The organism is Rhodoplanes sp., from assembly GCF_013377085.1.
In the GTDB taxonomy this organism is placed as follows: Bacteria; Pseudomonadota; Alphaproteobacteria; order Rhizobiales; family Xanthobacteraceae; genus Rhodoplanes.
Window position 1 is genome coordinate 177,289 of the sequence record NZ_JACAAX010000003.1, and the last position, 22,890, is coordinate 200,178.

Here is a 22,890-nt window from a genome sequence, read left to right on the forward strand (position 1 = left end):
AATCCATACACACAGACCGGGGTTATGGGTTCCGGGCTCGCGGCCTACCGGCCGCGCCCCGGAACGACCAAGACCGGGACGAGCCCGGCCGTGACGACGAGACGCCAGTGCTCCTGGCGGAAAATGGCGGTGTGACATGCTGGAGATCCGTGATCTCGCAAAAAGCTTCGGCTCCTTCGCGGCGCTGGGGCCGATGTCCTTCACGCTCGACCGCGAGCACGTGCTGACCGTGATCGGGCCGAGCGGTTGCGGCAAGAGCACGCTCTTGCGCCTCGTCGCCGGGCTGGAGACCGCGACCCGCGGCGACATCAGGCTCGACGGCACGCCGGTCGACGGGCCGCGTTCCGAGATCGGGGTCGCCTTCCAGGATCCCCGCCTGATGCCGTGGCTCGACGTGCGCCGCAATGTCGGGCTCGGCCTGTGGCGCTGGCCGGCGGCCGAGCGCGCCGCCGCGGTCGACGCTGCGCTGGCCAAGGTGTCGCTCACGGGCTTTGCCGACGCGCTGCCCAAGCAGCTCTCCGGCGGCATGGCGCAGCGCGTCGGGCTCGCCCGTGCGCTGGTCGGCCGGCCGCGGCTCCTGCTGCTCGACGAGCCGTTCGCGGCGCTCGATCCGCTCACCCGCATGCGCATGCAGGACCATCTGCTCGACATCGTCGGCGGCGAGGTGCCGAACGTGCTCCTCATCACCCACGACATCGAGGAGGCGATCGTTTTGTCCGACCGCATCATCGTCCTGGACGGGCCGCCGGCCCGCATCCGCCGCGACGTCGTCGTCGATCTCCCGAAACCGCGCAAGCGCACGTCCGCGGCGTTCCAGGAGATCAAGGAGTTTTTGCTCGGCGAACTGTTTCCCGCTGATGGGCGGCTCGCCGCCTGACCCCGATCGTTCAAGCCCGATCTCGTCAAAACCGAGGTGATCACGATGTCCTCCCCCGTCTCCGCTTCGCCGCGTCCCGACACGCTCTGGTACACCCGCTGCCCGGTGCCGACCGCGAGCGGCATCGCCGTGCAGAACGGCTGGCTCGACCAGACGTTTGCATCGCACGGCATCGCCGTGACGTCGCTGCGCCATTCGGCCGACCGGGCGACCCGCGAGTCGCATTTCACCCACACGCTGGAGAACTCGTTCCGCCAGGGCGGCAATGCGCCGGCGATCTTCGCGCGCTCCGAGGGGCGCGACACCGTGCTGATCGGCCTGCAATGGGTGCCGCAATACGAAGCCGTGCTGGCGCTGCCGGGCTCCGACATAAAAACGGTCGGCGATCTCGCCGGGCGGCGGCTGGCGCTGCCGCGGCGGCTCAACGACAAGATCGATTTCTGGCGCTCGATCGGCCTGCAGGGTTTTCACAACGCGCTCGCGACCGCCGGCCTCACCCTCGACGACGTGACATTGGTCGATCTGCCCGTCGTGGAGAGCTTTGTCGATCCGATTCCCGGCCAGGACGGGAGCTTCGGTCCGGCGCGGCTGGTCCGCCAGCACCAGGCCGAGCTCGCGGCGCTGCTGCGCGGCGAGGTCGATGCCGTGTTCGCCTACAGCGTCTGGGGCGTCGCGCTGCGCGAGCAGCTCGGCGCCGTCGAGGTCATCAACCTGGCGCACGCCGAGGATCCGGCGCTCGCCGTCAACAACGGCCAGCCCAAGACCCTGACGGTGAGCGGCGGACTGCTGCGCGAGCATCCCGACCTGGTCGACGACTATCTGGCGACCCTGGTGCGGGCGGCCGATTGGGCATCGCGCAACCAGGATGCGGCGCGCCGCGCCATCGCGCGGGAGACCGGCAGCGCCGAGCACTGGCTCGACGAAGGCACGGCGCCCGACATCGCGGCCAGGCTGGCGATCTCGCTCGATGCGCCGCTGGTGCAGGCGCTCACGGTCCGCAAGGACTTCCTGCTGCGGCACGGCTTCATCGCCCGCGACGTCGACATCGGCGGCTGGATCGATCCGCGACCGCTGGAGCGCGTCCGCGCCCGCCTCACCGCCCTCGCAGCGTGATCGTTCGGGAGACCAGGCGATGGCCATCAGGCTCGACTACGGGGTGCCGACCGACCGCTCCGGCCTCAATGTGCGGTTCGCGGTCGAGAAGGGCTGGTTCGCCCGCGAGGGCATCGACCTCGACGTCAAGGTCGTGTTCGGCGGCCCGGAAATCTCCGCCGCCTATGATTCCGGCGCGCTCAAGATCGGCGAACTCGGCACCCCGCCCGGCGTCACCGCGATCGCCAGGGGGCACCGCTTCAGGATCGTCGGCAGCGGCCTGCAGCGCGGCGTCAGCCTGAATTTCCTGGTCGCCCCGGACGTCGCCGATTGGAACGGGCTGCGGGGAAAGACGCTCGGCGCGCTGACGCTCGGCTCCTGCAGCTACTGGTATCTACGCGATCTCCTCGCCCAGCACGGGCTCGATCCCGACCGTGACGTGACCATCCGCGGCCTCGGTGACGACTATGCCAACCAGCTCGATCTGTTCCGGCGCGGCGAGATCGCAGCGCTCCTCTCGGCCGAGCCGAACGGTGCGCTCGGCGAGTATCTGGGCCTGGTGCGGTCCTGGGGCGACGTCCATGCGCTCGCCGACGTGCCGCCGCTGCAGTGGGTCATCCAGGTGGCGAACGAGGAATTTCTGGCGGCCGAGCCGGACCTGGTGCGCACCGTGGTCGAGGTGACGCGGCGGGCGTCACGCCATCTCGCGCTGCATCGCGACGAATGGATCGACTTCACGGCGGCGCATTTCGGCATTCCGCGCATCGCCGCCGAGGTGGCGGTGGCGCGCGAGCAGCCGTTCATCGGGATCGACGGCCTCCTGGACCGGCAGGGCCTGGAGAATGCCGTGGCGCTGCAGCACCGCCTCGGCGCCATCGCGGAGCGGTGGCCGGTCGAGCGGTTCGTCGCCGAGGATTATTCCGGTTGGACGGGCGTGGGGCGCGAAGCGGCGGAGTAATCCGCCGCGAGCCCCCGGATCGCGTCTCAGTCCGTGGTGCGGATCACGGCCGACTGCACGGGCGGCGGCGCCGACGCCGGCACGGCGATCGAGGTCGGGCGCAGGTTGAGGGGCTGCGGCCGCGACGTCCGGACCGAGCCGGTCGTCCCCTCGGAACCGCCGCCCGAGCCGGTCAGCCGGGTGCGCGGATTCTGCCGCACGAAGTCGCAATAGGCGAAGCCGAGACCCGAGACCGAGCCGCGGAAGCTGTGCGGGCTGGTCTGGTCGACCTCGAAGCAGGGCTGGAACATCAGCCCCTTCACCGAGGCGCAGATCGCGCTCGAGCTGACCCGGATGGTGCCGGCCGGCAGCGCGACGAAGCGCGGCGGCCGGCCCTTCGGCTGCAGGGTGCCGATCACCGAGCCGTCGGGGAGAATCCGGCCAAGGCCCTGGGTGCCTTCGAAGCATGTGTAGGCGAACAGCTTGCCGGCGACGAAGCGGCGCGCCTCGTCCGGCTTGAGCGAGCCGGCTCCGGCCTGGCCCGTTCCGGCCAACACCGTGCCGGCCAGCACCAGCACGGCCGGGATGAGAGCAAGATGGCGCACACGCATGTCGGACCCCGTACGTCAGTGAACTGCGACAAACCTCGTTACACGGGCTTAACCATACCCGGGCGCGATGATGCCGGCAGATCGTCGATAAAGTCTGAACGCGTTTACGCGATCTTGACCACGATTCGTCCCCGCACCTGCCCTTCGACGATGCGGCGGCCGGCGTCGAGAACACCGTCCAATCCGATTTCTTCGGTCATTTTGGCCAATTTGCGCCGATCGAGATCGCTGTCCAGCCGCCGCCACGCTTCTCGCCGGAGGTGTTGCGGACACATCACAGAATCGACCCCCAGGAGCGACACCCCGCGCAGGATGAACGGGGCGACGCTGGACGGCAGGTCCATGCCGCCGGCGAGCCCGCAGGCGGCGACGGCACCATGGTAGCGGGTCATCGACAGGACATTGGCGAGCGTGGTCGAGCCGACCGAATCGATGCCGGCTGCCCAGCGTTCCTTGGCGAGCGGCTTGGGCGGCCCGGACAGCTCCTGGCGGGCGATCACCTCGGCGGCGCCGAGCTCCTTCAGGTAGTCGGCCTCCTCGGGCCGGCCCGTCGAGGCGATGACGTGCCAGCCGAGCTTGGCCAGGATCGAGATGGCGACCGAGCCGACCCCGCCGGCCGCGCCCGTCACCACCACGGGGCCGCGATCGGGCGTGAGGCCGTGGCGCTCCAGCGCCAGCACGGCCAACATGGCCGTATAGCCGGCCGTGCCGATCGCCATGGCGTCGCGCGCCTCCATGCCGGGCGGCAGCGGCACCAGCCAGTCGCCCTTGACGCGCGCCTTCTCGGCGAAGGACCCCAGATGGGTCTCGCCGCAGCCCCAGCCGTTGAGCACCACCCGGTCGCCGGGCTTCCAGTCGGGATGGCTCGAGGTCTCCACCGTGCCGGCGCCGTCGATGCCGGCGATCATCGGAAAGCGCCGCACGACGGGCGCCTTGCCCGTGACGGCGAGGCCGTCCTTGTAGTTGATGGTCGACCACTCCACCCGGAGGGTGACGTCGCCCTCCATCAGCTCGCTCTCGTCGAAATCGGCGAGCCCTGCGGTCTGCCCGCCTTCGCCCTTGCGGATGACGATCGCCTTGAAGGTCGACACCTGAAGCCCCCGTTTTGCCCGGGGCGGACCCGCGGCCCACCCCTCCGGCGGAACTTAAGCGGCGGCAATCGGGCCACACAAGGGCGGCGGTTCCATTCCGGTCATGCGCGGGCGGCGGCGAGCCTGGCGACCGGCTTCTCGACGATCGGCAGGTTGATCAGGCCGGACAGCACGCCGAACAGGACCGACAGCCACCAGACGAGATCGTAGGAGCCGGTGCGCTCGAACGCGATGCCGCCGATCAACACCCCGAGGAAGCCGCCGACCTGGTGGCTGAAGAAGGCGAAGCCGAACAGGGTGGCGAACCAGCGGGTGCCGAACATCAGAAGCACCAGGCTGGATGTCGGCGGCACCGTGGAGAGCCACAGCAGGCCCAGCACGGCGCCGAACAGGATGGTGCCGGCCGGTGTCGCCGGCACGCTGATGAACACCGCGATGGCGATGGCGCGGCCGAAATAGTTGGCGGCGAGCAGATACCGCTTGGGAAACCGGCTGGTGAGCCAGCCGGAGCCGAGCGAGCCGACGATGTTGAACAGGCCGATCACGGCCAGCGTCCAGCCGCCCACGGCCGCCGACAGGCCGCGGTCGATCAGATAGGCCGGCATGTGCACCGTGATGAAGGCGAGCTGGAACCCGCAGGTGAAGAAGCCGAGCACCAGCAGCACATAGGAGCGATGACCCAGCGCCTCGACGAGCGCCTGGCGGAGCGATTGGGCGGGCACGCCCGCGGGCCCGGCGGCGGGCGACAGCGGGGAGGCATGGGTGTCGGTGCGCGAGGTCGCGAGTGCCAGCGACAGCGGCACGATGATCAGCATGGCGGCCGCGAAGGCGAGCAGCGTGTTCTGCCAACCGATGGTCTGGTTCAGCGCCACGGCGAGCGGCGAGAACAGGAACTGCCCGAACGAGCCGGCCGCCGTGCCGGCCCCGAAGGACAGCGCCCGCCACTCCGGCGGCAGCAGCTTGCCGAAGGCCGAGATGACGATGTTGAACGAGCAGCCCGACAGGCCGAAGCCGATGACCACGCCGGCCGTGAGGTCGAGGGCGCCCGGGGTAGTCGCCTGCGACATCAGCGCGAGGCCGGCCGCGTAAAGGAGGGCGCCGAGGCTCATCACCCGCACCGTGCCGAAGCGGTCGGCGACGGCGCCGGCAAAGGGCTGGCCGAGCCCCCACAGCAGGTTCTGGATGGCGAGCGCCAGCCCGAACACGTCGCGGCCCCAGCCGTTCTGTTGCGACATCGGGGTGAGGAAGAAGCCGAGCGCCGAGCGCGGCCCGAACGCCAGCAGCGCCACCGTGCAGCCGCAGACGATCACGACCAGGGGTGTACGCCAGCCGACGGAGCGGGCCGTGGACTCGATGGCGGACGTCGGTGCGGACATTGGGGCGCCTCCGGAGACGATGGTCGCGCCGGCGGGGGGCAGCCGGCGCGTTTGCATCCTCATAGCAGCTTCGTTATCATGATGAAAATGAAACATGCTGATGAAGAACATGACGGATCGGAATAATGATGGTGCGACGGAGCTGCGCCTGAGCGTCGTCATGCGCGGGCTCGACCCGCGCATCCATCGTCAGTGCAAGAAGAGCTCTTTTCGTCAGACGATGGATCGCCGGGTCGAGCCCGGCGATGACGCTCCGCGCGAGCCGGCCGCCGTCCGGGGGCGCGCATGAACCTCGACGATGTGCGCGCCTTCGTGGCCGTGGTCGACACCGGCTCGGTCGGCAAGGCGGCGCGCTGCCTCAACCTCACCCAGCCGGCGATCTCGCGCCGGGTGCAACGGCTCGAGGAGACGCTGGGCATCACCCTGCTCGACCGCGAGTCCAAGCCGGCGCGGGCGACCCGGGCCGGCGAGAGCGCCTACCGGCGCTGCATCGCCCTGCTGCGCGCCGCCGAGGCGCTCGCCCGCGACAGCCGCAGCACCATCGCGGCCGGGCCGCTGCGGGTCGGCCTCACCCTGGCGCTGTCCGAGGCGGTGCTGGCGTCGGCGATCGAGGCGGTGCGGGATCTCTGCCCGGCCGTGTCGCTGCGCCTCGTCGCCGACCGCAGCGCCGTGCTGCGCCGCCAGGTCGCCGACGGCCAGCTCGACGCCGCCGTGGTGGCCGAGAGGCCGGAGCGCCCGCTCGATACCGCGCATGCGACCCCGCTCGGCACCGAGCGCGTGCTGGTCGTGGTGCCGACCGACAGTCCTTTGCCGGACCGCATCGCGGTCGCCGACCTCGCCGGCCAGCGCTGGGTGATCAATCCGGACGGCTGCGGCTTTCGCGCCCAGCTCGACCGCGCGCTCGCCGACCGCGGCGCTCCCGTCGAGGTGGTGGCTGAAACCTGGGGCGCCGGCCTGCAGCTCGCCCTGATCGCCCGCGGCATCGGCATCGGCCTGATCCCCGAGCGGCTGCTGGTCGGGTCGTCCTGGCGCGAGAGCGTGCGGGTCGTCACGGTCGACGACTTCGCGCCCGCCCTGACGGCCTGGATGGTGACGGGCGGGCCGCTCGGGCCGTTCGACACGGCGATCGCCGCGATCGCCGACACGGTGCGGGCGTTCCTGGCGGAGGATGCGGTGGGGGAGGGGCATCCGGGCGAGCAGTCGAGGCAGGCGACCGTAGCGGGCGTTTGATTGCGGGTGGGTCGGCCCTGGAGTAGCCCTCGGCAATGAGATCGCGGATCGTGTCGCGCAGCCCCGACGTGATGAGCGGCGCCGTCGTGTTCGCCGGCACGCGCGTGCCCGTGCAGACGCTGCTCGATTATCTCGAAGCCGGCGAGACCATCGACGAGTTCCTGGCCGGGTTTCCCAGCGTGACCCGGGAGCAGGTGATCGCGTTCCTGGAAGAGGCGAAGGATTGCTGAGCCTCTATGGTCATTCCGGAAGCCGACCAAAGATCGGCTGTCCGGTATCCATAATCGCTGTCTGAGCGTATGGATTCCGGGCTCGCCGCGGAGCCTGTCATCGGGCCGGCCAAAGGCCGGACCCGGTGGCGGCGCCCCGGAATGACGGTGGTCATGCTGAACATGCCGAGACTTCTTCGCAGCGGTCCGGGTCGTTCCGACCACGGCGCCCCTGGCGCCGGTTGTCGGGCGGTAGAATGCTCCGTCTCGGGTTGAACACCGGAATCCCCTCGTCGTAGGCTCTGTCGTCGGCTCCAGTGAATCGCCGCGCGTCGGCGCGCCGAGCCGTCGGGAGGGGACGCGATGAGCAAGCGTGGGACCCGCAGCAAGGCTGACGCCCGGGACAAGGCAAAAGCGCGCCGCAAGACCGCTCATGCCAAGACCAAGACCCGCAATGCGCCTGGGCCCGGGGCGAACGGCGGCACCGGCCCGGTGCCGCCCCATCACGGCGAGGTGCTGCGCACCGCGGTCGAGAAGGCGGAGATCGAGACCATCTGGTCGAAGATCGCCCGCAACGGCCCGCGAAAGCCGCCGAAGAACTACAAATATGTCGAGGAGCTCGCGCGTCTGCAGTACGAGCTGATCAAGCTGCAGGAGTGGGTGCGGGTCCAGCGCCTCAAGGTGGCCGTGGTGTTCGAGGGGCGCGACGCCGCCGGCAAGGGCGGCGTGATCAAGCGCATCAGCGAGCCGCTCAACCCGCGCATCTGCCGCGTCGTGGCGCTCGGCACGCCGACCGAGCGCGAGCGCGGCCAGTGGTATTTTCAGCGCTACGTCGCCGAGCTGCCGGGCGCCGGCGAGATCGTGCTGTTCGACCGGAGCTGGTACAACCGCGCCGGCGTCGAGCGGGTGATGGGCTTCTGCACCGAGCCGGAGTATCGCGAGTTCCTGCACGCCTGCCCGGTGTTCGAGGACATGCTGATCCGCTCCGGCGTACACCTGATCAAGTACTGGTTCTCGGTCAGCGACGAGGAGCAGGAGGTGCGCTTCGTCGAGCGGGCCCGTAATCCGTTCAAGCGCTGGAAGCTCTCCCCGATGGACATCGAGTCGCGCGCCCGCTGGGTCGACTACTCGAAGGCCAAGGACGAGATGTTCGCCCACACGGACACCCGGAAGAGCCCTTGGAACGTGGTCGACGCCGACAACAAGAAGCGGGCGCGGCTCAACTGCATCGCCCATCTGCTGAAGCAGATTCCCTATCAGCCCGTCAGCCCGACCGAGGTCGAGCTGCCGCCGCGCCAGCCCGACACCGGCTATCGCCGGCCGAAGAAGTCGAGCCAGCGCTTCGTGCCGGCGATCTACTGAGGCCGCGCCGCGTCGGGCATCCCGCCCGTCCGCCTCATGGCGGTCCCGCGCCGGCGGTACTTGAACGTCGCCTCGACATGACGGACCGTCGGTGGAGCCGGTCGGGCCGGCGTCGCGCGAAGGGATTTTGGACATGGAGCAGGGTCGCGTTCGCCGGGGAGCGGTGTTGGACCGGCGCGCCCTGATGCTCGGGGCCGCGGCGCTCGCGGCCGCGGGGCCTGCCGCCGCCGAGCCGCTGCCGCGGACCCAGAAGGTGCTCGTCGGCTTTCCGGCCGGCGGCGGCCTCGACACCATGGTGCGGATCATCGCCGACAAGCTGCGTGAGATCCACGGCACCACCATCGTGATCGAGAACCGGCCGGGCACGGCCGGCCGGCTCGCCGCCGAGGCGGTGGCGCGGGCCGAGCCGGACGGCGCCACCCTGCTGGCGGCGCCGATCGTCGTCACGGCGTTCTATCCCTTCATCTACAAGACGCTGCCGTTCGATCCGCTGACCGACCTGGTGCCGGTGACGCGCTTCTGCACGTTCCAGTTCGCGCTGGCGGTCGACCCCAGGCTGCAGGTCGACAGCGTCGCAGGCTTCATCGCTTACGCCAAGCAAAACCTCGGCAAGGTCAGCTTCGGCTCGCTCGGGGCCGGCACGCCGTCGCATTTTCTCGGCCTGATGTTCAGCAACGCGACCGGCACGGACCTGACTCACGTCCCGTATCGCGGCTCCGCGCCGGCCCTGCAGGATCTCGTCGGCGGCTCGATCCAGGCCGTGTTCGACACCACGGCGAGCCTGATGGAGCAGCACCGGGCCGGCACCGTGCGGGTGCTGGCCGTCACCGGCAGCAGGCGCTCGCCGCGCCTGCCCGAGGTGCCGACCTTCGGCGAGCTCGCGCTCGGGCTCGGCGACATCGAGGCGGCCGATCTCTGGTACGGCTTCTTCGCGCCGGGCCGCACGCCCCCCGACACGGTCGAGCGCCACGCCGCGGCGATCGGCGTCGCACTGGCCGACGCCACCGTGCGCGAGCGGCTCGCCGGCCTCGACGTCGCCGTCGTCGCCGACACGCCGGCGGTGTTCGCCGAGATCGTCAAGGCCGACCACGCGCGCTGGGGCCGGGTGATCCGGTCGAGCGGCTTCACGCTGGAGTGACGCCCATGATCACGTCCATGATCGGACGACGCCCATGAAGGTGGTCCTGCTCGGCACCGGCGGCCCGCGGCCCGATCCGCGCCGCATGGCGACGACGACGCTGATCCGGCTCGGCGACGAGAACATCCTGTTCGACGCCGGCCGCGGCGTCACGGTGCAGATGGTCAAGGCCGGCGTGCCGCTCGCGGCGGTCGGACCGGTGTTCCTGACCCACCATCACTTCGATCACATCGGCGATCTCTACGACGTGGTGCTCAACACTTGGCTGGCCGGCCGCCGCACGCCGCTGCAGGTCTTCGGCCCGCCCGATACCGAGCGCATCGTCGACGCGCTGCTGACCCAGGTCTACGACAAGGACATCGGTTGGCGCAGCGCCGGCGAGCCGAGCTTCGGCGGCTTCCCGCCCGTGACGGTGTGCGACGTGGGCGCCGGCCTGGTGGTCGACACCGGGCGCTGGACCGTCACGGCCGAGACCGTCTCGCACGGCGACGGACTGGGGATTCCGCCGGCCTTCATGGCGCGCTGGACCTGCCTCGGCTATCGCTTCGAGGCGGACGGCAAGGTGGTCGCGATCTCGGGCGACACGGTGGCGTGCGACGGGCTCGCGCGGCTGGCCGCCGGCGCCGACCTCTTGGTGCAGTGCTGCTTCCTCGCCGGCGCCGAGATTCGCGGCGAGCATTTCGAGCGGTTGGCGAAGCACACGCTGGCCTGCGGCGACACGGTCGGCCGCATCGCCGCGCAGGCGGGCGTCAAGACGCTGGCGCTGACCCATCACCGGCCGCGCAGCGGCGACGCCATGCTGCAGCGCCTCGCCGACGAGGTGGCGCGCGACTTCTCCGGCCGGCTGGTGATCGGCGAGGATCTCACCGAGATCGATCTCTGAAGCGTCGCGAGCGGCGAGGAGATTCGCCGGCGGCCGCGTGCGCGTTGACACTCTCTTAACCTTCGGTGGACAGCCGCGGCTGCCTGCACGGTGGTCATCGTCTGCCGAAATTTGCTCCGTGAAACCGTCATACGAATCACGTAGCCTTTCATCCATGGCGGCTCGTGGATGGTGAATCGATGAGCAAGAAGACGACTCCGACACCGGCGGATCGTCGCCGCGCCGCCTCCTTCGAAGTCTCCTCCGAAATCACGTCCTCACCAGAACCTGTCGCGAGACGCGGTGCCCCGGCGCCGGCGTCGTCCCGTCGATTCGGCGAAAGGAGTCGTTCCTTGGGCAAGCAGTCCAGCAAGAAGAAGCGTCGCAGCGATCGTTCGGTCGAGACGGCCGAGATCATCGCCTTTTCCGGCGCCAAGTTCACGGCCGCCCGCGCCCTGCCGCCGATCAAGCCGCTGACACCGACGCAGGGCGCCTATCTGGCGGCGCTGCGCGCGAGCCCGCAGGTGGTGGTCGTCGGCCCGGCCGGAACCGGCAAGACCTGGATCGCGGCGACCCATGCGGCCGACCTCCTGCGCACCCGGCAGGTCGAGCGCGTCATCCTCACCCGGCCGAACGTGCCGTGCGGCCGCTCGCTGGGCTTCTTCCCGGGCTCGCTGCAGGACAAGTTCGCGCCGTGGGCCGCGCCCGTGATCGAGGCCATCAAGGAGCGGATCGGCAAGGCGGCCTTCGACATCGCGCTGAAGAACGGCGACATCGAGATGGTGCCGTTCGAGGTGATGCGCGGCCGCTCCTGGAAGGACGCCTTCGTGCTGCTCGACGAGGCGCAGAACACCACCGCGGCCGAGATGAAGACCTTCCTGACCCGGATCGGCGAGAACTGCATCACGGTGGTCGACGGCGACGTCAGCCAGTGCGACCTGCCGTCGGACTCCGGGCTGCGGGCCGTCATCGACCTGATCAGGACCAAGGACCTGCCCGTGCCCGTGATCGAGTTCACGCGCGACGACATCGTGCGCTCCGGCCTGTGCGCCATGTGGGTCGACGCCTTCGACGGCGTCGCGACCTGATCGCGACGGCGCGGCCGGGGCGTCAGAACCGCTCCGGCCGCACCACGGCGACATCCGCCACCGTGACGAAGCCGATCTGCCCCGACACCAGGCCGAACACGGCGTCGAGAACCGCATCGAGCCGGGCCGCGTCGACGATCGAGATCAGCATCACCATCTGGGTGGCCGTGCCGATCTGGCCCTCCGCCGACCAGTCGCCGCCATGCCCGTGGCCGGCCAGGATCGGCACCACCGACCAGCCGCCGACGCCGGCCTCGTCGAGCCGCGCCGTCAGCCGGCGCAGCAGCGGCGCCTCGGCGATGATCTCGATGCGCTTCTTCGGATAGGTCTGCATGGCTCCTCCTCCGGCCGGCGTGGGCGCGGTCTTCACGATGCGATGCGCCCGGCGAGCGCGATATAGAGCGGTATGCCGACGAGCAGGTTGAACGGGAAGGTGACGCCGAGCGACAGCGTCAGGGCGATGGCCGGATTGGCTTGCGGCAGAGCGAGCCGCATCGCCGCCGGCACGGCGATGTACGACGCCGAGGCGGCGAGCGTGATCAGCACGGCGGTGCTGCCGACCGAGAGGCCGATCGCGAAGGCCAGCGCACCGGCGAGCGTGCCGCCGATCAGCGGCATCACGATCGCAAAGGCCGCCACCGGCGCCGAGAGGTGGCGGCGGCCTTGCGCGAGCCCGCGGCCGGCGACGAGCCCCATGTCGAGCAGGAACAGGCACAGCACGCCGGCGAAGGCGTCGACCAGGAAGGGCTTGAGCATCGTCGCGCCGCGATCCCCGGTCGCGACGCCGATCGCGAAGGCGCCGAGCAGGATCACGATCGAGCCGTTGAGCGCCACCTCGCGCAGGAGCGTCGAGCGGCTCTCGCCGGGCGCGTCGCCGTCGCTCCGCCCGCGGGCGATCAGCAGTGCCGCGACGATCGCCGGCGTCTCCATGGCGGCCGCGACCGCCACCATGTAGCCGTCCCAGGCGATACCGAGCTGGCCCAGCATGCCGGTGACGGCGACGAAGGTGACGGCCGAGATCGAGCCGTAATGGGCCGCCACCGCGGCGGCATTCACCGGGTCGAGCCGGGTCGTCGCGCGCAGGATCAGATAGGCGAGGAACGGCATCGCGAAGGAAAGCCCGATCCCGGCCGCGATGGTCGTGATCATGGTTGCGTCGATCCCCTGATGGGCGACCTCGACGCCGCCGCGGAAGCCGATCGCCATCAGCAGATAGAGCGCGAGCAGCTTCGCCACCTGCTCCGGCACCGAGAGATCGGAGCGCGCCAGCGCCGCCGCGACGCCGAGGACGAAGAACAGCACCATGGGGGAGAGAAGGTTCTGCAGTGCCAGCTCGAGCATCGTCGCCTCGTCCATGCGAGCCCGCGGCGCGATGCGGCAGGCGAACGGGGACGACCCTAGACGCACTTGCAGCATGACGATAATTGATAGTACAAAGTTCTATAATTGACAAATATGATGGTAGGCCGGTGCCCCGCCCGCTGCTCAATCTCGATCTCGACCTGGTCCGCACCTTCGTCGCCATCGCGACGCTCGGCAGCTTCACGCGCGCCGCCGAGGGCTTGCGCCGTCAGCAGTCGACCGTGTCGCTCCAGCTCCAGCGGCTCGAGGACGGGCTCGGCCGCCGGCTGATCGACCGCACGCCGCGCAGCGTGAAGCTCACGGCGGACGGCGAGACGTTCCTGGCACATGCGCGCCGCCTGCTCGACGTCAACGACGAGCTGGTCGCCCGCGTCACCGAGCCGGCCCTGCACGGCGTCGTGCGGCTCGGCACGCCGGAGGACTTCGCCTCGCGTCATCTGCCCGACGTGCTGTCGCGCTTCGCCAAGACCTATCCGGCGGTCGCCCTCGAGGTGACCTGCGACCTCACCCTGCATCTGATCGAGCGGTTCCGTCGCGGTGCCTTCGATCTTGCGCTGATCAAGCGCGAGCGGCTCGCCGAGGCCAGCGGCATCAGGGTCTGGCGCGAGCCGCTGGTGTGGGTGACGGCGGAGACGGAGCTCGACCGGTCGGACGGGCCGCTGCCGCTGGTCGTCTCGCCGAGCCCCTGCGTCTATCGCAAGCGCGCCACCGAGGCGCTCGACCGCGCCAAGCGGCCGTGGCGGGTCGCCTACACGTGCGGCTCGCTCGCCGGCTCGCTTGCCGCGGTGCGCGCCGGGCTCGGCGTCACGGTGCTGCCGAAGGACATGGTGCCGGGCGACCTGCACGTCGTCGACGGCGGACCGCTGCCCAGCCTCAAGGACACCGAGATCGCGCTCCTCCAGCGCGAGCGGCTCTCGCTGCCGGCCCAGCGCCTGAAGGAGCACATCGTCGGCTCGCTGGGGTGAGGATGCAGCCGCACAGCGGGAACGAGCGGAGGGGCCGGCTCGTGTGCCATGTGGGTCGACGCCTTCGACGGCGTCGCGACCTGATCACGGCGACGGGGCGGGGCGCCAGCCTCACCCCTCGGGTCGCGGCAGAGCTCAACGTCCCGCGGTTCGCACCGGGCAGCGGTCCACGGCGCCGGCATGGCGTTCGAGCATCGGCGCGAGCGCCTTCGGCACCGACCAGCCGAAATCGGCCTTGATCAGGCGACCGTCGCGGATGTGGTTGTCCAGCGCGTAGGTGATCGCGCGGTTGCGGTAGCTCGACCACAGCTCGCGGACCTTGGCGACCTCCGGCTCGCCGTGGCGCCGCGCGGCGGAGAGCATGTCGTCCATCTTGCCGAAATACTTGCCGAGATAATCGACGATCCAGGCCCGGTTGGCCGGATCGCAGATCGCGTCACGCTGGGTGACGACGTAGCAGTTCGACGCCGCTGTGAGCTGCACGGCGCGCGAGAAATCGCCGAAATCGATGTGATGAGGACCCGCAGGCAGCTTCGGGAGCTGCGGATCGCCGAGATCCTCGAGCGCCTCGTAGCAGGCCGGCCGCACCTGCGCGTTGCGCCACTCGCCCATCCGCGCGTTGCGCGGCAGGGCGTCGCCCGGATGAATCAGGATGTTCAGCACGTAGGAGCCCACCATGATTCCGGCGATGACGAAGAGAACGCTCTTGATCAGGCCCATGGTCCTCACTCCCGTGAAGCGTTGCATGGATGTCCGGTGACCCGCTCGGCGCGGAGCAGGGCGGCGGTCCGCTCGCGGACATGCGGGTCGAGGTCGGCGAGCGCGAAGTAGCCGCGGGCGTAGGTCTCGCGGGTCAGCCGCTCGATGCGGGCGTCGTCTGCCGTACGCCAAGCGCGTGCGATGTGCCGGGCGCCGGCTTCGCCCCACGACATCGGGAAGCCCCGCTCCTGCATGCCGCGCTGCTCGAAGTAATAGCCGAGGCCCGCGAGGAGGCGCTGGCGTCCTTCGCCGGCGCACATGGCGGACCACGCCTGATCGAGCCCGCGCAGGGCGCTCTGCCGTGCATTCTCCCGCACGCTCTCCCGCGTCGGCTCGTTCGCCGCCCAGGGATCCTGTCCCTGCCGCGTGGCGCGGTTGTCCATCGGCCCGGCCGGGACCGCGACCGGCTCCATCCGGATGCCGGCGAGCAGCACCCAGCCGATCACCAGCAGGACGCCGAGGCCGAACGCCCGCACCATGGTCAGCGCCGCGCTTCGCGCGGCTTGCCGCAGGGCGACTGGCCGTCACCATTGCCCTTCGAGACCATCAGCAAAGCAAGCCGCAGGGATGGTGGGAAGTCGTCGAGACGCAGTCCCACCTCGAAGGCGGCGGCGACCTGCTCCCTCACTCGCTCGTCGAGCGCCGTCGAGAACAGCCGCGTCGCCATTTCCATCCGCGCCTCGCCGCCGCACATGAAGCGCCCGCAGCCGGACTTGTCGGCGATCTCCCGCGCATAGGCGGTGATGTCCCGGATCGCCGCGGCTTTCATGCCGGCGTCGCAGGGCGACAGGCTGAAGCCGGTCGCAGCCTGCAAGGCGGCCTGGCGCAGCGCATTGCGCTGCGCGTCGTCGTCGCTCGGCTGCGGCTTTGGTGGCGGACCGCCGCGCGCCAGTTCTTCGCGCGTCTCGGTGAAGGTCGGCGCCGACACGACGGGGGCGGGCGCCCGGGCGACGAGAACAGGCACTGGGGAGCCCCGCGTGATCCAGCCGACCACCGCGAATCCCGCCATGAACATGATGGCGACGAGCATGGTGAAACGGATGATCGATCCCACGGTGTGCCCCCCCCTCCGGTCGAGCAGGACAACTAGCATGGAGGTATTAACGCCCGGCTTTCTTCAGGTTGCCGGGCGCGCCGTCTGCGCGCGGCGGGCGGCGCGACGGTCGATGCTGGGTAAACGAGATCGATCAAATTTTATGCGGGCAGGCGCCAAATGCGCCGCACTCGAACGGCGACGGCGGAGGTGCCGGGCCCGTTCATCCTTCGAGACCCGGCCAGGCAAAGCCGGCTATTGCCGGCTTGCGCACTGATCATGTTGGTCCCGGGCATGCCCTAGATCATTGGTCGAGCACCTCGGGATGACGGTCCCCTGCCGGCCCTCACTCCGCCGCGACGGTGTGCGGCTGGGGCGGCTGCGGCGGCCGGTGCGTCAGCGCGTCGACCTTGCGGATGTGGGCCACGCCGCGACGGGCGTCCTCGCTGTGCGTGAAGATCTCCAGCGTCTCGGTCTCCTCGTCGGTGACCGGCGTCAGCGCGAGATCCGTATAGGGCCGCACCGCCTGCTCGCGCTTGGCCTTGCGGCGCATCAGGTCGAGGTCGATCCAGTGCCTGGTCAGCCGCGCGTGCTTGGACACGATCTCCCAAAGATATTTCGGATAGAACGACCATGCCGCCTCGATCGGGAAGCCTGGGCGGCGGTCGCGCCGGACTTTCAGGCGGAAGCCGCCGACCTGCAGCGGGTGGACCTTCTCGATCCGCAGCGCCGCCGAGAACACGAACAGCACGGCGAGCAGGCGCGACAGGCCCATCCCGGTGGCGGCGCCGCGGCGGAAGATGGTGAGCGCGTGCTCGGGCGTGTAGTAGGTCTCCCACGCCTCGCGATAGATCGCCTCCCATTCGGCTCGCGACATTTGCGGATGCGCCGTGGTGACATGCTCGAGGTCGTATTTGTTCATGTCGGGGTCCATGGCGACCCCCTTCAGCCACAGCGCCTTGTGATCCTCCGAACCGGGCAGCGGCGTCAGGAAGAAGAACTCCAGGATGTCGAGCGGCAGCTCGCGCTTGATGATCTCGATGTCGGCGCGGATCGAGTCCGGTGTGTCGGCCGGGAAGCCGAGAATGTAGCCCGCATAGGTGATCACGCCCGCCTGCTTCCACGCGAGCAGCATCTTCCTGTATTCGGTGATCTTGTTCTGCCGTTTGTTGGCCGCCATCAGGTTCGCCGGATTGATGTTCTCCAGCCCGATGAACACCCGCGTGACGCCGGCGCGGCGCGCCTTCTCGATGAAGTTTTCGATCTTGTGGCAGAGCGTGTCGACCTGGATGATCAGGCGTACGTCGATCCTCTCCTCCTCCCGGATTTTTATGATCCGGTCGAAGATCGCCTCCCAGTCGCGGTTGCGGGCGAAGTTGTCGTCGGTGATGAAGAAGCGCTTGATGCCGTGCTCCCAGTGGCGGCGGATCAGCGCCTCGACGTCGTCGGGCGAGCGGCGCCGCGACTTGCGGCCCTGCACGTTGATGATGGTGCAGAACGAGCACTGGAACGGGCAGCCGCGCCCGGCGTCGAAGCTGGCGTGATGGTCGAACACCCGGCCGACGGTCTCGCGCGGCAGAAACGGCACCGGCGCCGATTCCAGCCCCGGCAGGTCGTCCATGTAGTTGTAGATGGGTGCGAGCGTCCGCGCCGCGGCATCGGCGAGCACGCGGTCGATGCGCCCCTCCGCCTCGCCGGCGAACAGGCTGCAGCCGAGATCGAGCGCCTCCTGCAGGTCGGCCGGCATCTCAGGCAGCATGGCGAGCAGGCCGGAGACGTGGAAGCCGCCGATCACCACCGGCACGCCTTCAGCGCGCAGCGGCCGGGCGATGTCCATGGCGCGCGGAAACTGGTTCGACTGCACGCCGACCAGGCCGACCATGCCGAAGCCGCCGTGCCGCGCCATCCGGGTGACGATCTCGTCGACCTTGACGCGCGTGTTCGTCTCGTCGACGGCCGTGATGTCGATGTCGACGTCCGCGCCGAGCACGCGTCGTTCCGCGGCGTCGGCCGCGAGCGCATAAACGCAGGCGAGCGAGTTCGCCGGAATCGACGAGCGCATCCATTGGATCACGTAGCCGTCGTCGTCGTAGTGCGACGGCTTGATCAGGACGAGCTGGAACCGACGCGCGGACGTCCCCTCTGCGACCATTCCGGGCCCCCTCCTGGAGCGATCACCTCATCGGTGATTGTACTTAAAAACAGGAGAGGGAAAATACGCAAGCTGCAACGCGGAGTATTAATACCTTGCCCCGACCGGGCTCGCCGGACCGGGTGATCGTCGGGTCGGCCCCGAGCGATGGAGTCGCCCCAGGCCGCCGGCGAGCTCATCGGCCAGCCGCTCGTGCCGGAGCGCCTCGGGGACGACGTCGACCAAGGCCAGGGTCTCGGACGGCAGCAGAGCGTGGCTGGTGTGGTTCCCGGGCGGGCCGCTGCCGGGGCACGATCTGGTGCGGTTCGACCGCGAGGCCGGCCGCCCCGTTTGCCGGACGTGCGGTCTAGCGCCGCTTGACGGTTCTGCCGAGGCGGCTCCCCTGGACGTCCGTGTAGATGTCCGGGAAGCCATCGCGGATCGTGCCTGCTAGCTCTTCGTTGAACGCCTCGAGCGCCGATACCGCGCTGCTTCTCGGGTTCTTGTGGGTGATCTTGTAGAAGGTGCGCTCCGGCGGTGCCGGGTCGATCTGGAAGATTTCGAAGCGGCCGGTGGCGAGCATGGAGTGGGCGATTCCGCGAGGGACGACGGCCCATTGCTCCGGGTGCTCCATCACGGTGAACAGGATGAGCGGATTGTCGACGGCCGCCCACGGCTTCTTGCCCGAATGGAACCAGTATTCGTGCCACGTCAGGTAGCTGGTGCCCCAGGGAACGAAGATGCAGTGCTCCGGGTCGAGTGAACGGACGTCGACCTTCTTGGCTCCGCCCTGCTTGACGCGCACGCCGATGAGCGGCACGGAAAAGCACGGCGACACGGCGACGCTCTGGGCCGTCTGCTCCACCAGGGCGAAGCCCACGTCGATGGTGCGCTTCTCGATCGCGTCGTACATCTCCGGGGAATGCAGCGAAATCGTGCGATAGCCCAGGCGCGGTTTGCGGTTCCACAGGCGGCGGCACAATTCGGGGATGAAGGTCATGTTGGCGCTGGACACGGTGCCGATGACGATGTGCTGGCGCGGCTGAGCCCAGTTGACCTCGTGGGCTTCGCGCAGCAGCTCCTGCCAGCGTTCCGCGATGGGCAGGAACGCCTCGCCCTGAGCCGTCAGCTCGACCTTTTTGAGCCCCTTGCCCCGTTCCAGGAGCGGATAGCCCAGTTTCTCCTCCAGCATCTGCAGCCGCTTGCTGATGGTCGACTGGGCGAAATGCGTCACCTCGGCGGCGCGCGAGAGATTTCGGTGGCGGGCCACCTGGAGAAAGATCTCGATGTCCTGGAACTGCACGGTAGCACTCCGCCTAAATTATTCTATTTTCCGATTATAATCATTCAGAATAATCACTTTATCGATATTCAAGTTCGTGTCATGGACACGGCGAAATCCTGGAAGACGACCAAATCTTCCGGTCTGCCCGAATACTGAACAAGCCGGCGCGCGGCCGGTTGAAAGCCTGCGTGGCGACACGGAGGCGGTCGAATTATGCGTTTATCGAATAATAAGTCCAGCACCAAGGCGAACGGCTGATCGGCCAAGGCGCCATCGGCGCTCGCACGGTCGTCATACCGGAGGGGGACATGCAGGTCGTCGTGACGGAACCCATCCATTCGGCCCCTCTCGCCCGGCTGCGCGAGGCGGCCGACGTGCTGACCTGGGACGATCCTCGATCCACCGACTGGTCGCAGGCCGACGCCGTCATCGTGCGGGCCGCCGTCGTGACGCGCTCCCAGATTCTGGCGGCGCCGAGGCTCAAGGTGATCGGCAAGCACGGGATCGGGGTCAACGCCATCGACGTGGAGGCCGCGCGCGAGCGCGGCGTGCAGGTGGTGTACACGCCCACGGCCAATGTGAACTCGGTCGCCGAGCTCGTCGTCGGCTTCATGCTCGCCCTGGCGCGCAAGCTTCCGGCCAATACGCGCATGCTCCGCGCCGGCGCCAGCCGCATCTCTCCGCCCGAGCTCACGGGAGTGGAACTGGGCGGCAAGACCCTGGGTCTGGTGGGCCTCGGCCGGATTTCGCAACGCACCGCGGACATCTGCCGCAACGGCTTCGGCATGGACGTCGCGGGCTACGATCCCTTCGTCGCCCCGGCGCGCTTCGGCGAGCTGGGCATCGTCCATCATGCGGCGCTGGGGTCGCTCCTGGCGGCATCGGACGTCATCAGCGTCAGCGTTCCGTACACGCCGCGGACGCACCACCTCGTCGGTGCGGCCGAGCTCGCGCTCTGCCGACCCGGCGCCATCCTGGTCAACACCGCGCGCGGCGGCGTCGTCGACGAAGCCGCGCTGGTCGACGCACTCCGTCACGGCCGCCTGGCGGCGGCCGCCTGCGACGTCTTCGAGACGGAGCCTCCGCGGCCCGACGATCCCCTCCTCGCGCTGCCCAATTTCATCGGTTCGCTGCACGTGGGCGCGGCCACCGACGAGGCGCTGCTGCGGGTGGGACACACCGTCGTCAGCGACGTGCTGGCGGTGCTGCGCGGCGAGAAACCCGAATTCCCCTACGCGTCGTGAGCCCCCGGCCGGCGCGAAGAGCCACTGCAGTCAACCCGAAGCCATCCGCGGAGCAAGCCGTGTCCCTACCAGGCAACAGAATCTACACCCGGATCAACAGGCCCGATCCGGATCTCGTCGCGGCCTTCCGAGGGCAGGCCACGCCCAACATCGCCGACAACATGTCGCGCATGTTCTGCGCCTGCAGCGCCATCAGCCCCGTCCTGCCGGACATGAAGCTGTGCGGTCCCGCCTTCACCGTGAAGGTGAATCCCGGCGACAACCTCTTCATCCACAAGGCGCTGGATCTGGCCCAGCCGGGCGACATCGTGGTGGTCGACGGCCAGGGAGACCCGACCAACGCGCTCATCGGCGAGATCATGGTGCGCTACGCCGCCTCGCGCGGCATCGGAGGCCTGGTGCTCGACGGCACGATGCGAGACTACGACGGCATCGCGGCCTTCGGCGCGCTGCCCGTCTTTTCGCGCGGCTACACGCCGATGGGGCCGTACAAGAACGGCTGCGGCGAGATCAACACGGTCATCGCCTGCGGCGGAGCCGTGGTGCGCCCCGGCGACATCGTGGTGGGCGACGCCGACGGCGTGGTGTTCATCCCGGTGCAGGACGCCAGACACGTGCTGGCGGCCACGCAAGCCATCTCGGCCAAGGAGAAGCAGATTTTCGCCGACATCAAGGCCGGCTGTTACGACCGGACCTGGGTGGACGCGAAGCTGCGCCAGACGGGCACGGACATCGTCGACGACGTCTACCAGTTCTGAACAGGCTTCGACGGGCCGCGATCCTCTGAAGCCCCCACCGGGATCGCGCCGCACGGAACGGTCGCTCAGCCCAAGGTACATCGACATGGAACAAGCCGTCACATTCACGACCGCCTTCGAGTCCGACGCCCAGGCCCGCCACGTCCGCGAGGCCAAGAAGGCGACCGTGGCCGCCTCGTTCGGGACTTTCCTCGAGTACTACGACTTCAGTTGCTACGGCTATGTGGCGGCGATGCTCGCCTCCAGCTTCTTCCCCAGCGACAACCCCACCGCCTCGCTGCTCTCCACGCTCGCGGTGTTCGGCAGCGCCTTCATCGTCCGTCCGCTCGGCGGCATCGTCTTCGGCCGCATCGGTGACCGCTACGGGCGCAAGCCCGCGCTGCTGGCGACGGTGCTGCTGATGGGCTTCTCCAGCACAGCGATCGGGCTTCTGCCCACCTACGCCTCCATCGGCGTGGTCGCGCCGGCGCTGCTGATCACCTTGCGCCTGCTCCAGGGACTGTCCGCCGGCGGCGAGATCGGCGGCGCTGCCTCCTATGTCCGGGAATGGGCGCCTCCCCATCGGCGTGCGCTCTACATCTCCTTCATCCCGGGCATCGCCGTGCTGGGCAAGGCGACGGCGGCCGGAATGGCGGGCCTCGCGGCCGCCATGTTCGCCAAGAGCGCACCCGACTGGGCCTGGCGCGTGCCGTTCCTGGCGGCGTTCCCGCTGATGCTGGGCTGCTTGTGGATCCGCCTGAAGATCGAGGACAGCCCGGAGTTCAAGAACCTGCAGACCGCCGGCGGAATCTCCAAGGCGCCGCTGACGGAGCTGTTCAAGGCCTATCCGGTGTCGCTGATCAAGTTGATGCTGTTCGCCCTGGTGCAGACCGTCGGCACGTATATCGGCACGGTCTATGTGGCCGTGTACATGAAGGCGGTTCTCAAGATTCCGCAGGCGGAGGTCGGCTTCATCGTGCTGATCGCCATCACCAGCGCGGCGCTGCTGATTCCCGTGTTCGGGATGGTCACGGACCGCTTCGGGGCCAGGAAGGTGCTCGCCGCGTCCTACGTCTTCTACATCGCGCTCAGCTACCCGATGTACGCGATCATGGGGCCGGAGTCCTTCAATCTCACGGTGTTCGCCCTCGTGGTGACCATGCTGCCCTACACGCTGTGCCAGGCGGGCTCCTACCTGATGTATCCCGAGCTCCTGCCGACGCGGGTGCGGAGCACGGGCGTCTCCTTCGGGCACAGCTTCGGATCGGTGATCGGCGGCGGGTTCATGCCCTATCTGGCCACGATGCTCATCGATTCCTTCGGTGACATCATGATCCCCACCTACATGCTGATGGCCAACGGCGTGCTGGGCTTGATCGTGGTCCTGTCCGTGCGCGACGCCCTGCCCGGCGAGGCCCGCAAGTACCGCTGAGCCTCCGCAATGAAGACGACGGGCCAGCCTTGCGGGCCGGCCCGTCGACATGAAAATACGGAATTCCGC

24 protein-coding genes are annotated in these 22,890 nt (G+C 69.1%); 14 read left to right on the plus strand and 10 right to left on the minus strand.

Annotated elements, in window-relative coordinates:
- Positions 1-136: 136 nt before the first annotated feature.
- The 3 genes from HXX10_RS04005 to HXX10_RS04015 are packed head-to-tail and all read left to right on the plus strand — an operon-like array spanning position 137 to position 2,927.
- Positions 137-877, plus strand: coding sequence for an ABC transporter ATP-binding protein (locus tag HXX10_RS04005; protein WP_296520235.1), 741 nt, complete (start codon positions 137-139; stop codon positions 875-877).
- 45 nt (positions 878-922) lie between these two features.
- The gene (locus tag HXX10_RS04010; protein ID WP_296520236.1) at positions 923-1,990 is read left to right on the plus strand and encodes an ABC transporter substrate-binding protein; all 1,068 of its coding nucleotides are present in this window, start codon (positions 923-925) and stop codon (positions 1,988-1,990) included.
- 19 nt (positions 1,991-2,009) lie between these two features.
- Positions 2,010-2,927: an ABC transporter substrate-binding protein gene (locus tag HXX10_RS04015; RefSeq protein WP_296520237.1), complete on the plus strand. Its 918-nt coding sequence runs from the start codon at positions 2,010-2,012 to the stop codon at positions 2,925-2,927.
- Positions 2,928-2,953: 26 nt separating this feature from the next.
- Here HXX10_RS04015 and HXX10_RS04020 read toward each other — a convergent pair whose 3' ends face one another.
- The 3 genes from HXX10_RS04020 to HXX10_RS04030 all read right to left on the minus strand — a co-directional run bounded on the left by HXX10_RS04020 (position 2,954) and on the right by HXX10_RS04030 (position 5,984).
- Positions 2,954-3,517 carry a hypothetical protein gene (locus tag HXX10_RS04020; RefSeq protein WP_296520238.1) on the minus strand — a complete coding sequence of 188 codons (564 nt, stop codon included), beginning with the start codon at positions 3,515-3,517 and terminating at the stop codon, positions 2,954-2,956.
- Positions 3,518-3,621: 104 nt separating this feature from the next.
- On the minus strand, positions 3,622-4,608 hold the full coding sequence (locus tag HXX10_RS04025) for an MDR family oxidoreductase (protein ID WP_296520239.1): 987 nt from the start codon (positions 4,606-4,608) through the stop codon (positions 3,622-3,624).
- Between the two features lie 101 nt (positions 4,609-4,709).
- Positions 4,710-5,984 (minus strand): MFS transporter, encoded by a 1,275-nt coding sequence (locus HXX10_RS04030; RefSeq protein WP_296520240.1) that lies wholly within the window; start codon positions 5,982-5,984, stop codon positions 4,710-4,712.
- Positions 5,985-6,078: 94 nt separating this feature from the next.
- On the opposite strand from HXX10_RS04030, the gene HXX10_RS04035 reads away from it, so the two are divergent.
- The 7 genes from HXX10_RS04035 (at position 6,079) to HXX10_RS04065 (ending at position 11,873) form a co-directional block, all read left to right on the plus strand.
- On the plus strand, positions 6,079-6,273 hold the full coding sequence (locus tag HXX10_RS04035; RefSeq protein WP_296520241.1) for a hypothetical protein: 195 nt from the start codon (positions 6,079-6,081) through the stop codon (positions 6,271-6,273).
- Positions 6,270-7,214, plus strand: a complete 945-nt coding sequence (locus tag HXX10_RS04040; protein WP_296520242.1) for a LysR family transcriptional regulator — start codon at positions 6,270-6,272, stop codon at positions 7,212-7,214. Before HXX10_RS04035 ends, HXX10_RS04040 begins: the two co-directional genes overlap by 4 nt.
- A 35-nt stretch (positions 7,215-7,249) precedes the next feature.
- Entirely contained in the window at positions 7,250-7,444 is a 195-nt protein-coding gene (locus tag HXX10_RS04045) for a DUF433 domain-containing protein (RefSeq protein WP_296520243.1), read from the plus strand.
- A 342-nt stretch (positions 7,445-7,786) separates the two neighbouring features.
- Positions 7,787-8,785, plus strand: coding sequence for a polyphosphate kinase 2 (ppk2, locus tag HXX10_RS04050; RefSeq protein WP_296520244.1), 999 nt, complete (start codon positions 7,787-7,789; stop codon positions 8,783-8,785).
- A 133-nt stretch (positions 8,786-8,918) separates the two neighbouring features.
- On the plus strand, positions 8,919-9,923 hold the full coding sequence (locus tag HXX10_RS04055) for a tripartite tricarboxylate transporter substrate binding protein (protein ID WP_296520245.1): 1,005 nt from the start codon (positions 8,919-8,921) through the stop codon (positions 9,921-9,923).
- A 34-nt stretch (positions 9,924-9,957) separates the two neighbouring features.
- Complete coding sequence (locus tag HXX10_RS04060; protein ID WP_296520246.1) at positions 9,958-10,806, plus strand: MBL fold metallo-hydrolase; 849 nt, start codon at positions 9,958-9,960, stop codon at positions 10,804-10,806.
- A gap of 395 nt (positions 10,807-11,201) precedes the next feature.
- The gene (locus tag HXX10_RS04065; protein ID WP_296520332.1) at positions 11,202-11,873 is read left to right on the plus strand and encodes a PhoH family protein; all 672 of its coding nucleotides are present in this window, start codon (positions 11,202-11,204) and stop codon (positions 11,871-11,873) included.
- A gap of 22 nt (positions 11,874-11,895) precedes the next feature.
- Here HXX10_RS04065 and HXX10_RS04070 read toward each other — a convergent pair whose 3' ends face one another.
- Together HXX10_RS04070 and HXX10_RS04075 are read right to left on the minus strand one after the other, a co-directional pair.
- Positions 11,896-12,207: a transcriptional regulator gene (locus tag HXX10_RS04070; protein WP_296520247.1), complete on the minus strand. Its 312-nt coding sequence runs from the start codon at positions 12,205-12,207 to the stop codon at positions 11,896-11,898.
- 32 nt (positions 12,208-12,239) lie between these two features.
- Entirely contained in the window at positions 12,240-13,214 is a 975-nt protein-coding gene (locus tag HXX10_RS04075) for a sodium-dependent bicarbonate transport family permease (protein WP_296520248.1), read from the minus strand.
- A 128-nt stretch (positions 13,215-13,342) separates the two neighbouring features.
- Between HXX10_RS04075 and HXX10_RS04080 the strand changes: the two genes are divergently transcribed.
- Positions 13,343-14,200, plus strand: coding sequence for a LysR substrate-binding domain-containing protein (locus HXX10_RS04080; protein ID WP_296520249.1), 858 nt, complete (start codon positions 13,343-13,345; stop codon positions 14,198-14,200).
- Positions 14,201-14,335: 135 nt separating this feature from the next.
- Here the strand turns inward: HXX10_RS04080 and HXX10_RS04085 are convergent, their stop codons facing one another.
- From HXX10_RS04085 to HXX10_RS04105, 5 genes are all read right to left on the minus strand, one after another.
- Complete coding sequence (locus HXX10_RS04085; protein ID WP_296520250.1) at positions 14,336-14,947, minus strand: hypothetical protein; 612 nt, start codon at positions 14,945-14,947, stop codon at positions 14,336-14,338.
- On the minus strand, positions 14,926-15,438 hold the full coding sequence (locus HXX10_RS04090) for a hypothetical protein (protein WP_296520251.1): 513 nt from the start codon (positions 15,436-15,438) through the stop codon (positions 14,926-14,928). Before HXX10_RS04090 ends, HXX10_RS04085 begins: the two co-directional genes overlap by 22 nt.
- A gap of 2 nt (positions 15,439-15,440) precedes the next feature.
- Complete coding sequence (locus HXX10_RS04095) at positions 15,441-15,989, minus strand: hypothetical protein (RefSeq protein ID WP_296520252.1); 549 nt, start codon at positions 15,987-15,989, stop codon at positions 15,441-15,443.
- A gap of 349 nt (positions 15,990-16,338) precedes the next feature.
- Complete coding sequence (locus tag HXX10_RS04100; RefSeq protein ID WP_296520253.1) at positions 16,339-18,144, minus strand: radical SAM protein; 1,806 nt, start codon at positions 18,142-18,144, stop codon at positions 16,339-16,341.
- Between the two features lie 346 nt (positions 18,145-18,490).
- Entirely contained in the window at positions 18,491-19,426 is a 936-nt protein-coding gene (locus HXX10_RS04105; protein ID WP_296520254.1) for a LysR family transcriptional regulator, read from the minus strand.
- A gap of 290 nt (positions 19,427-19,716) precedes the next feature.
- Here HXX10_RS04105 and HXX10_RS04110 point away from each other — a divergent pair, with 290 nt between their 5' ends.
- The 3 genes from HXX10_RS04110 (at position 19,717) to HXX10_RS04120 (ending at position 22,821) form a co-directional block, all read left to right on the plus strand.
- Positions 19,717-20,652, plus strand: coding sequence for a hydroxyacid dehydrogenase (locus HXX10_RS04110; protein WP_296520255.1), 936 nt, complete (start codon positions 19,717-19,719; stop codon positions 20,650-20,652).
- A 59-nt stretch (positions 20,653-20,711) separates the two neighbouring features.
- Positions 20,712-21,410, plus strand: coding sequence for an RraA family protein (locus HXX10_RS04115; protein ID WP_296520256.1), 699 nt, complete (start codon positions 20,712-20,714; stop codon positions 21,408-21,410).
- An 85-nt stretch (positions 21,411-21,495) separates the two neighbouring features.
- Positions 21,496-22,821 carry an MFS transporter gene (locus HXX10_RS04120; RefSeq protein ID WP_296520257.1) on the plus strand — a complete coding sequence of 442 codons (1,326 nt, stop codon included), beginning with the start codon at positions 21,496-21,498 and terminating at the stop codon, positions 22,819-22,821.
- The last annotated feature ends 69 nt before the right edge of the window (positions 22,822-22,890 follow it).